The sequence below is a fragment of the Runella sp. genome, assembly GCF_027484545.1.
GTDB lineage: Bacteria > Bacteroidota > Bacteroidia > Cytophagales > Spirosomataceae > Runella.
On sequence record NZ_JAIXST010000311.1, the window covers coordinates 18,151 to 28,110 of the forward strand.

Genomic DNA, 9,960 nt, shown 5'->3' on the forward strand with positions numbered 1-9,960 from the left:
TTGAGTTAATAGCCAAATTTTCTAATTACTTGGTTTTGTTCGAGGTATTTGCGAAAGGCATCACCGTTGATTGTCACTTGAAAGCGAATATTTTTTCGGTAGTTATAAGATCGTTCGGCGTTTCCTTGTTGTGAGATTTGTATAATGAAACGACGGTAGTCTTTTGATTCGAAGAAATTTTGTAGAAACGGATTCTCGTTGGTAGTACGACTCATGTTAGGTGTAAGCGGCAAACGATAATTGACACTGTTAGGAATGCCAATAAATAACAACTGTTCAAATGCCCGGCGTGAGGCTACATCCTCTAAGATATTGCGACCGGCGGCTAACGTTCGACCCTCTTCGCCTGTACCAGATACCAAAAGACTGATTTCACCTGTTGCTTTGTTTTCACTCCCAAACTGAATCTGAGGACCATTGGGAACTGTACGCTTACAGTGTGAGAAAAAGATGATAAGAATTAGTGAATAGATAAAATTTTTCATAGAAAAAGTGGTTATTTATTAATGGTAGAAGCATAAACTTTATTAGAAGGGTTGAAGAACTCCTTGATTTCTTTGCCGCCGTTGGTAACTTTGCAAATCGTTAAATCTCCTTCCACTTTTTCTACTTTAAGTTTACCAATAGAGGTTTTACGACGTAACTGTTTTGTTCCTATCGTTTTAGTAGTTTCATTAATTACTTCTAATGATATCGACGAACTTAAACCCTCGCTTTTCCCGCCTGCAATCATTACTTCAATAGCATCTTCGCCTTTGAATTTAGTAATCTCGACTAATGAAAATGTTAATGGGTAATTGCCATTAATAAAATCCATTACAATTTTGTCGATATTTAAGGTAGCTCCGCCTACAACATTCATTGTACTCTCACTTGTATAGATACTTGTCTTTCCGCCCGTTACTACATCAAGCGTTTTTCCGAATATTCCTGCTGCTTTTCGATTAGAATAATCCGAAATACTCTTACTGTCTTTGGTTTCACCTGTACTTACATCTACTACTTTAAATGAAAATGTGGTACCAGAATTTCCGGCGGAACTTACCGTCCCGACCACTAACTGAGTAGCTCCGATAAGTTCGCCTTGTTGCGCGAGTTTGGTGCTGTTGAGATAGACCTCATTTTTTTGAGATTCCAATTCTTTGAAGATTTGCTCGAAGTTTGTCCGCTCAATTACGACAAAACGCTTTGATTTAATGAAAGCGCTTTCTACCTTCTGCGAAAGTGCGTCAGCATCGGCTCGGCTTACATTTGAGCTGTACTGAAAAGGCAAAATAGCAATTGTGGGCTTAGTGTTTAATTCGTCACTTTGACTATACGCATTGGTTACAAAAAAGACTGCCAATAACATGAAAATCAAAGATTTTTGGACTGAATGAAGACTGGTTTTTGAACCAATACCGTCCAAAACAGACATAAATAAGATGTGAGTAAAAGAGGCCATATATGAGGGGGATAAAAGGTTGAAATTTGATTTCAACCTTTTATCCCCCCTAACGAGCAGAAGTAACAACAATTTCTAAAAATATTTTTGGAAGCTAATCAGCGGCGCAAAATGGCGTACTGCAAAGTGGTTGTAAAATTGTGGGAAATGGCAGTAGGGCGGGGCGTTACCTCCAGCCGAATCCATTGAGGTTCGTAGCTGACGAGCCATTTTAGATTTCGGGGTAGGAAGGTCTTTTTGGTAAAAGCTACGCCTACGCTGACTTTAGGCATCGCCGAGAAACGTAGCTTTGGAACAGGGGCAGAAGTTGCAATGTAGTTGGTGTAAGATAATGCGCCAATAGGGAAAAAGAAATTCGCTCCCACATTCACCAACAAACCACGTTTAGAAGCACTTAACGAGCCGCGCCGTGAGGCAACGGCACTATTCCAGCCGATTTGAGGAGATAATGTGAGATAATCAAGGTGCAATTCCTCGGCGAGTTTTGGGCTATCATTGATTAGAAATGTAGTGCCGTAGTGTTGTTTTGACCAATGTACGTCGAGCGTGGTCTGCCAAGGTTTATCCCACCGAAAACGGGTCAATGAAAGCCCCGTGTGGAAACTTGTTTTTTGGTTAAGGGCATACATAAAAGCCGCTACTTTTTGGCCATCTGCCGAGAAGTCAGGAATCCCGCCTAAAACAACCCCTGCGCTCAAAGAAATGTCCCAGTAAGCACGGCTTGGCCATAAATCCATAAAAGCACTGTTGCCTAAGTTGTTAAAACCACGTACTCCAGTGGTGGTTTGAAGATTTTTAATTGTATTTTGGTACTGACGCATGATTTTGATTCGATCGCTAAAAAACGGATGGGTACTGTACGATTTTTCTTCCTTGGTATTTTTGACGGAGTTTGTATTTTCTTTTTGCTTCATAAATCTTTTGTCCAATTCCTCCATCTTCATTGTATCTATTTGGGCAATTAACATTTCGGCCTGAAACCCTTTTTCCAATTTATATAACAACCAGAGCGCAAATAGGTCGGCTTCAATCTCTTGCGCCATGGGGTTATTGTTGGTAATGAATTTCTTTTTAAGATAGCCTTTCTCTTTTTGATAAATTTTTTCAACTTCGCTCAAAGAGCCAATCCTCTTAAAATGACCTAATACGTGATGACCAAGTTCGTGGGCCAATACGTGTTTATCTACCAAAGTAACTGTATGCACATCTTTTGCATTAATAAGTTCAAAGAAGTATTTATTGAAAAGAATCAATCGGATATCGCCCGGACACAGGGCGGCCATTGGCGAACCACAGTTGGCTTCCAGTACATAGATAGGGTCGGAAGAAGTTCGTATTTTTGAATTTTTAGCGATGGCTTTCAAATAGTCATTGATTAAGCTTTGGGCTGTTTTTGCATCTTCAACATACCTTCTGGTGTAGCTTTCACAGTTGCAGGGTAGATTTTGGGTGTAGTCCGTAGTAGATTTAGAAGGAGGTCTTTGGGCAAATAAAGGATTAATACTCACTATTCGAACCAAAACCATAAAGTAAATAATCTTCATAACAGCAGAGATAAGGGTGGTTTTTGTCAAGGCATAAGCGTTTCTGCCTTGGGTAAGCAGGACTTAAGAAACACTTTGGGTTGATTGGGCAAGCGTAGGAAATATTGTCGGGAAAGAGATTCGTAAGAGAGTTGAATTTTGGACGAAAGGCTATCTACTCCCTTTTTTCGGTTTAGGTATAATTTGAGGGTATCATTGCAAAAAACATAAGACAGCCGAGAAGTCTGATTAGGTATTTCTAACCATTGCAGGGGTATTTCACCGATTGGAAACCCATTTTCTCCATAACCTAACCCTTCTTTGGGGGCTTGTTCTTCGGCAAATACCTCTTTTTGTTCTTTTTTCAAAAGCGTATATTCCGATTTTTCGTTACGATTGAGCCAAAAAACTACACTCACTATTATCACCAATATTATGACAGCTGCCGCAGTGTAAGACAGGTATGACCACTGAAAAAGCTTTGGCATTGGAGAAGCAACGGGCATCGAAATTTTTGATGCCGCCTCGTAAAGCTCTTCGTCGTGTATCGCTTTTACATGCAGACCTAAAAACTCGGCCCAACGTACCTCGTCAAAAAAATCGGGGTTGCTGTCAATAAGTTCGAGGTATTGGGTATATTCTTCTTCGGTCAATTGACCCGTTTGCGCTTTACGAATTAATTCTTTTTTTTGAGTGGTATCCATGACTATTTTCAAAAAAGGCGTAAACCCTGTTGAGATGCTTTATAAACAATACAAGTTCGCAGAATTTCCTCGCATTTAGGCATACTCCTTTCTATGGTGCGTACAGAAACTCCCGTTCGAGACTTTATATCTTGGTGTGAAAGTGCCTGCGAAAAATCTAATAGATAACGGGTTTTCAATAACTCTTGGCATTTTTCTTCCAAGGTATTGAAGCAGCCTTTTACAATGATGCTGATTTCTTCGTTTTCGTGGCTCAAACCACCATATTCATTATCATTTATGTTGTTGCTCAATATTTCATCTTCCATTTTTTCATCAATGAAATCGGTTTTGTTGTGTTTTTTGAAATAAGTTGAAAGCAGTTTATACCTACGCATCAAGTCAATAAAGTAAAATCCAAGTCTTTTATCCACGTAAAATTCGTCAGGATGTTGACGATAATAACTCCGTTTTTCTATAAAAATTTTTATTGCATCCTGAACCACATCTTTGGCCATTTCTTCGTAGCTTGGGATGAACGAATTTTTAAGGCCCTTTTGTACGTAATGTTTTAAGTAGCTTTGTATCTCTTTTAAAAAATTACCTTCACAGTCATCAATGAACATATACACATACAAGGGTATTTGTTCAGAAAGATAATCATTAACCAGGCTTTTTTGAAGTGTAATACCGTGAGAAGGAATTAGCTGAAAAAAAGTAAGGTTTGTGTGCGTTTTTAAAAAAGGTAACATGGCGCGTAAAACCCGCATAGCAATGGCTTCTTTATTGCTTTTGTCCAGTTTTTCGACCAACTTTCTTTGATGAGTAGGTGGTTGGTTTTCTATATAAAATAATAAACCGTGGGTTAAGAAAAAACTGTTTTCCCGAGATTCTTCGGTATTCCAAGTGAGTAAATGCAGTTTCCAGCGGCAAGCCATGACTAAACCACCCATCCATTCGTTAATCGTTGATTCGTACCATTTCGGCCATTGAGTGCGATTGCTATCAATGATATTGGTGAGTTCTGTCAAGGTAGCTTGAAACAAATCTTGGTGACTGACTGCTGCGGGAAGGCTCGTCTTACGGATTTTTTCGCCTATATTTTCTTTAAACAAATCAGCTACTGCGTTTTTGAGGGCTGCATTATTTTTTTGAGGAATTTTTCCCAGCAAAACTTCAAGAGTACGGTTAAAAAGCCACATTGTAGGAAAATATTAGGAAAGAGGTAAAGGGAGTTAAAATAATTTTGAGTATTGGATTTGCCACCAAACTTTCCAACGATCTATCTTGCTCACGGGGTATTCACAATCCAAGCAGTTGCTAAACTGTAGATACAGTTGCTCAGCACGAACGGTATCTCCGTTTTTAAGATAAGCAAAAGCCAAATGCCACTGGGCAGCTTCTCTAAAATAAGGGCGTAAGTCATTGAACTGAACTACTGTCTCCAAATTTTTAATAGCCAAGGTATATTGCCCTTCGGCTATGTGAGCCTGTCCTTCAAAAAACTGATCGAATACGTAGTGTTGCTGAGGCGTCATGGAGGTAGGATTGGCTTTACGCACGACCGTAAAATCATTTTCGGAATTGGGGAACTGGGTAGGAGAGGAAGATAGATATACAATAAAAGCTGCACAGGCTGCTGCCAAAAATCCAGCGTATTTGAATACTTTAAAAACGGTAATTCGCCGCCTATCCAAGGCTTGTAATTTCTTTAAAGTATTTAGTGCGTTCTGCTCCAAAAACACTTCTTGAATGCGTTTGTGAATTTGTTGGACATTTTCCATTTCCTTGGTCAGATTTTTGTCATTCTTTAATTCATTCTCAAAAAATACTGCTTCTTCTTTTGTCATTTTTCCAAACAAATACTGCTCAATCCAGTCATGCTCCTCGGCTTTGTCGGTTGGTCGTTTCATGGTCTCAAATAAGTTTAAAATCAATTAGTAGTTGTTTCCATTCCTGAACCCCCCGGTATTTACGCATTTTAGCACTGTCAATACTTGTGAGGTTGAGATGGGTGGCTATTTCCTGCATAGAATGTCTGTATTTATAAAAAGCGTTCAATACATCTTTAGTTTCGGGCTTTAATAAATTAAAAATGGATATAAGTGTTTCCTGTTCTTCATTTTCAGTGTATTGTTTATGGGGGTCAGTAAAATCGTCTTCTTGTTTTTCTCCTTGATATAAGGTTATATACTCTTTTTCTCGGCTGTTTTTTTGGATTTTTTTTAACCATACTTTTTCAGCAATACCATATATGTAAGTACTGATTTTTGCATTTTGAATTGAGAATTTTTTTTGCCATACATTCTCAATAAAGATCAAAATTACTTCCTGAAATACATCTTCTGCATCCTGCAAAGAGCCTCCGCACTTAAACACCATTTGCTTGATGCGCCCTTTGTTGTCTTGGTAGAGCTGACTTACGATTTGGTTGGTGAGCCGTTCCTGTTTTAATAATAATCCTTCCACAATCTGCTGATCTGATAGCGACTTTTTCATAATGGTTTGGAAGCGTTTTTGTCATGTATGCTTTCTCGCCTATGGAAAGTAACAAACGAAAGAAAAAAAAATTTTCAAAAATTTTTCAAGGAGTGGCGGTGATGTCCTATCAGCCTACCTCACTAACGCACAGATACCCAAGGAAACACTTTGGGATCATTTTCAAATACTTTAAACCTTACAGAAAATGAAAAATCTCATGCGTATTCTATCATTTGTGGCGGTAGTGGTCTGCCTTTCTTCGTGTACCGAAGAAGTAAAACCTGTCAAAAACACTCCTGCTTATGCCGAAGACACCCCACCCAAGCCCCCTCCATGTTCTGGCGGAGGGAATTGTGGTTAATGATCATTTTATGGGTTTTGTTGTTGTACGCGATGACAAAACCCATAAGGTAATTTTTTGTCGTTTTATCCACAGTGTACTGGCAACTATTAGTAAGATAATCCCTACTATCCAGATCTTAAATGGTTTAAAAAAAATGAATTTGTTAGGGTAAATCGCATCATGGTTTCCCAATAAGGTGTAGTTTGCCCAGTAGTAAGGATGCTTGTATTGGGTATATTCTTCCGAATTGAGTAAATCCAGACGCACTTGTTGGATTGCCTTGTCAATCGGATAGCCCTGTTGGAGATAAAGGTGCAGTCCAGAAGATAAGAAGGAAATGGCATCGTTGTTGGCTTCCCAAGATGTAGTAACTACGGCTTGTGCGCCTGCATAAGCAAACGCCCGCGCCAATGACAAAACTCCTTCGCCTTGGACAATGTTGCCTTTGTCAGCCTCGCAGGCACCCAATACTACCAAAGCTGTGTTTTGCAAGGGTAGGTGGCAGATGTCATCAAAATAAAGGTGGCTATCATGGTCAGGATAGAGCTGAAGGTATGAGTTAAAGGAATCGACAGAATCTACAAAGGCGTGGGTAGCGATGTGAATCACTTTCTTTTGTAAATCTGTATTGAGTAAGGCAGTCTTGGTTGCTTTGGTAGTTAGAAGGGCTTCGCCGCCGATTTTTTTAATCTCTTTCAAGTTAGAAACAGGTTTCCAGTGGCTATCCAACTGTTTTTCGGCCACAAAAGGAGTAATTACTAAAGTGTTTTTACGTAGATTAGGAAATAATTTCTCCAGCCATGTCTCGTTGTTTATTTTAGACTTAGCTGGATGTTGCCAGTACCACTGCGCTGAGTAAGTATAGGCAATGGCAAATTTTCCTAACATATAATCGTGTCGTTTTTGACCGGTTTCCAGTACCTCAAAAGGTAAAAATTGAAACTTAGGGTCGCGGCTAATCACCAAGGATTGCTTTCCTACCAATTGTTTTTTGAGAGTCTCCACCAAATATTGATAACAATAGACGGCCGATTCTGTACCCGTATAACGCCCCAAACCGGGGTTGTAAGAAAGTTGCTGTTGCAAATCTTTTAAACAATACGCTAATCTTTTGGGAATAGGCTGGCAGATTACCTCAGCCTTATCGCGGGTAATTACCATAGTATATAGACAGTCATTTTGCCAAATGTAAGATAAGTAGGCAGTCTGGTTGTTTAATGTTTGCTGCAATTCAGGCAAAGAAAAGTGCGCTGCTTGATAAATACTTCGATAATAGGCGGGGTAATGCGCCAAGAGATTTTGTTTGAAACGATACCCCCGTATTTGGAGATCATTATAAATGATGGTGTCTATAGATTGTTTCCCTCGAAAAGCCATCAATTGTCGTTCAATACGCATTTCTTCATCCAAAATATGAGGTGGGAGAGTGCGTTTTTTTGCCATTGTTACTCTCACTGCGTCATTGAGGTGATTGGCCTGAAAAGCTTCAAACCACCGAAACAGGCGAGTAATTCCGAAATGACGTGGATTTCGCCGATGTGCTTCATAGCCCATCCTTATAGCTTCCGGATACAGCGAGAATTTTTGTTCAGACAGCAAAAGGCGCATTTGCTTGTCCTCTATGCTTTTGCCCGTTAGCTGTTGAAGGTGCATTGCCAATTCGTAAGCGTTGGTAGCTTCTGATAAATCGGAAATAAGATGGCTATTTTGATATTTTCGTTGCCAGGCCCAAGCTTTGTATTGTGCTGCTAAAACAGAAAGCTTGGGATTTTTGATGTCTGAGACTGTCAAACTGTCTGTTTTACTTTTAATCAAAGCCACTTGCAGTACCTTATCAAGACTCTTTAGAGCTTGAATATAATCTTGTTTCTGCAAAGCAATTTGTGCTTTTAATAAGTATAGACTTGCTAAATTTTCACTCTTAACCGTAAAATTAGCTTGGTAAATGCCAAGTGCCTGATTGACGTTCCGATCGGCCTCTTGGTATTTCTGTTGATCATAAAAACAGGCTCCCATAAACCAGTATTGCTTGAGTAAAATGGTAAAATAAGCAGTAGTGTTTTCCGGGTGAATTTTTTCAAGTAATCGCAACGTGTTTTGGCTGGTAGCTAAAGAGGCAGCGTATCGCCCTAATTTGTAGAAAGTCCAGGCAAGACCTGACAAATAAGCTGCTCTGTCTAAATCAGGTTGAGTATGCAGACGCAACGTTTCGCGGCGGTATTGCAGGGCTTGTTGATGGTCTTCCAGTAAATCGTAACATTCGGCAATACTACTACTTACGTAGAGAATGGTTTCTTTCATGCCATATTTGATGGCCATGGCACGTGCTTTCTGAAAATAAACCATGCTGCGTTTATAATCCTGAAAGTTGAGTAGCATTCGTCCTTGATTGTTGTAGTGATACAAAACATAGGTAGGCAGGCGAGTTTCTATGGAGATGTTACGTTCAAGCGTTTGTTCGGCCTGTTGAAAATAAAAATAAGAAGAATCGGTGTTGGACTGCTGTTGGTGAAGTGGCCCTAAAAAAGAATAGAGCTTGAAGTGAGTGGTATCGGACAAGGTTGATAGAAAGCGGAGGTGATAAAGGCCTTTTTGACAGATAGAAATGGCACTTTTAAAATCTCCAATTTTATAATATTCACTGCATATATCTACGCACAAATCAGCTGCTCTATTGTTGTCAATTCGACTGACCAGCTGATACGCTTTCTGATAATGAATTATTGCCAATCGACTGCTATCAAGTTGGGAGAAATGTTCAGCTTTTTTTTGATGATAATCGGCCTTACTGGTGGGAGTTTGTTGCCCAATAGCACCAAAAGAAATACTCCAAAGGTACATACCTACGATGGAACGAAGGCTAAACCTCATATTACTTGTAATTGACGGTGACGTTATAAGCCCCAGAATTATCAGTCAAATCAAGATCGTTGACATGAAATGTCAGTTCAAGATATTGACTGATTCCGTCGGTTTTAATCTCACAATTACTGCCGCAAAAGTGCCAATTAGCCTCATTGTTCAATTTATACATTAGAGCAGCGTGATTAATACCTCCTACAATGTTTAGGCCGTCAATAGGAAAATTGAATAGACCACGTTCCAATCCGTCAGGATAACTTCCGCCAAGCCAAATTCCTATTCCAAGATAACCTGATGCTTTCACCGCCAGAGCACCTTGCTTGTCGAGAATAATTTTCTTCGGTGTTTCTTTGTTCACCGGAAAACTAAGTGGCAAAAAGCTATAGACAAGATTGCGGCAGGCTTCGGGATACAGCTTATTGACAATCGTCGAGTCGGATTTTGACAGTCGCACAGCCTCTTTTAAAAAAATAGGATTCATCATTGAGTTTGTTTCAGATGAGGTATGGGTGTACGAATGTATGCAGGATTGCTTCCTAAGCGGCCATTCTGACCAATTGAATTACCTCATCCCATTGATTACTAAGGTTTTTTGTTCTCAGATTTAAAACTTGCTGTGCTCCA

At 39.6% G+C, this 9,960-nt stretch carries 10 protein-coding genes; 1 reads left to right on the forward strand and 9 read right to left on the reverse strand.

The window, feature by feature from the left end; genetic code table 11:
- Positions 1-5: 5 nt before the first annotated feature.
- The 7 genes from Q0081_RS27910 to Q0081_RS27940 all read right to left on the reverse strand — a co-directional run bounded on the left by Q0081_RS27910 (position 6) and on the right by Q0081_RS27940 (position 6,149).
- Positions 6-485 carry a hypothetical protein gene (locus tag Q0081_RS27910; protein WP_298361288.1) on the reverse strand — a complete coding sequence of 160 codons (480 nt, stop codon included), beginning with the start codon at positions 483-485 and terminating at the stop codon, positions 6-8.
- An 11-nt stretch (positions 486-496) separates the two neighbouring features.
- On the reverse strand, positions 497-1,444 hold the full coding sequence (locus Q0081_RS27915) for a CsgG/HfaB family protein (protein WP_298361290.1): 948 nt from the start codon (positions 1,442-1,444) through the stop codon (positions 497-499).
- Between the two features lie 98 nt (positions 1,445-1,542).
- Complete coding sequence (locus Q0081_RS27920) at positions 1,543-2,988, reverse strand: hypothetical protein (protein WP_298361292.1); 1,446 nt, start codon at positions 2,986-2,988, stop codon at positions 1,543-1,545.
- A 26-nt stretch (positions 2,989-3,014) separates the two neighbouring features.
- Positions 3,015-3,671, reverse strand: a complete 657-nt coding sequence (locus Q0081_RS27925) for a hypothetical protein (RefSeq protein WP_298361294.1) — start codon at positions 3,669-3,671, stop codon at positions 3,015-3,017.
- A gap of 8 nt (positions 3,672-3,679) precedes the next feature.
- Complete coding sequence (locus Q0081_RS27930; protein ID WP_298361296.1) at positions 3,680-4,852, reverse strand: sigma-70 family RNA polymerase sigma factor; 1,173 nt, start codon at positions 4,850-4,852, stop codon at positions 3,680-3,682.
- Between the two features lie 33 nt (positions 4,853-4,885).
- Complete coding sequence (locus Q0081_RS27935) at positions 4,886-5,563, reverse strand: tetratricopeptide repeat protein (RefSeq protein WP_298361298.1); 678 nt, start codon at positions 5,561-5,563, stop codon at positions 4,886-4,888.
- A gap of 4 nt (positions 5,564-5,567) precedes the next feature.
- Positions 5,568-6,149, reverse strand: a complete 582-nt coding sequence (locus Q0081_RS27940) for an RNA polymerase sigma factor (RefSeq protein WP_298361300.1) — start codon at positions 6,147-6,149, stop codon at positions 5,568-5,570.
- 187 nt (positions 6,150-6,336) lie between these two features.
- Between Q0081_RS27940 and Q0081_RS27945 the strand changes: the two genes are divergently transcribed.
- The gene (locus Q0081_RS27945; protein ID WP_298361302.1) at positions 6,337-6,492 is read left to right on the forward strand and encodes a hypothetical protein; all 156 of its coding nucleotides are present in this window, start codon (positions 6,337-6,339) and stop codon (positions 6,490-6,492) included.
- 3 nt (positions 6,493-6,495) lie between these two features.
- On the opposite strand, the gene Q0081_RS27950 is transcribed toward Q0081_RS27945, so the two are convergent.
- On the reverse strand, positions 6,496-9,345 hold the full coding sequence (locus Q0081_RS27950; RefSeq protein ID WP_298361304.1) for a CHAT domain-containing protein: 2,850 nt from the start codon (positions 9,343-9,345) through the stop codon (positions 6,496-6,498).
- Position 9,346: 1 nt separating this feature from the next.
- Positions 9,347-9,820, reverse strand: coding sequence for a hypothetical protein (locus Q0081_RS27955; protein WP_298361306.1), 474 nt, complete (start codon positions 9,818-9,820; stop codon positions 9,347-9,349).
- Positions 9,821-9,960 lie beyond the last annotated feature (140 nt).

What these genes read in the sequence shown, in the direction of transcription:
- Q0081_RS27910 (WP_298361288.1), bottom strand. Translation starts at nt 485, where the DNA reads ATGAAAAATTTTATCTATTCACTAATTCTTATCATCTTTTTCTCACAC.
- Q0081_RS27915 (WP_298361290.1), bottom strand. Translation starts at nt 1,444, where the DNA reads ATGGCCTCTTTTACTCACATCTTATTTATGTCTGTTTTGGACGGTATT.
- Q0081_RS27920 (WP_298361292.1), bottom strand. Translation starts at nt 2,988, where the DNA reads ATGAAGATTATTTACTTTATGGTTTTGGTTCGAATAGTGAGTATTAAT.
- Q0081_RS27925 (WP_298361294.1), bottom strand. Translation starts at nt 3,671, where the DNA reads ATGGATACCACTCAAAAAAAAGAATTAATTCGTAAAGCGCAAACGGGT.
- Q0081_RS27930 (WP_298361296.1), bottom strand. Translation starts at nt 4,852, where the DNA reads ATGTGGCTTTTTAACCGTACTCTTGAAGTTTTGCTGGGAAAAATTCCT.
- Q0081_RS27935 (WP_298361298.1), bottom strand. Translation starts at nt 5,563, where the DNA reads ATGAAACGACCAACCGACAAAGCCGAGGAGCATGACTGGATTGAGCAG.
- Q0081_RS27940 (WP_298361300.1), bottom strand. Translation starts at nt 6,149, where the DNA reads ATGAAAAAGTCGCTATCAGATCAGCAGATTGTGGAAGGATTATTATTA.
- Q0081_RS27945 (WP_298361302.1), top strand. Translation starts at nt 6,337, where the DNA reads ATGAAAAATCTCATGCGTATTCTATCATTTGTGGCGGTAGTGGTCTGC.
- Q0081_RS27950 (WP_298361304.1), bottom strand. Translation starts at nt 9,345, where the DNA reads ATGAGGTTTAGCCTTCGTTCCATCGTAGGTATGTACCTTTGGAGTATT.
- Q0081_RS27955 (WP_298361306.1), bottom strand. Translation starts at nt 9,820, where the DNA reads ATGATGAATCCTATTTTTTTAAAAGAGGCTGTGCGACTGTCAAAATCC.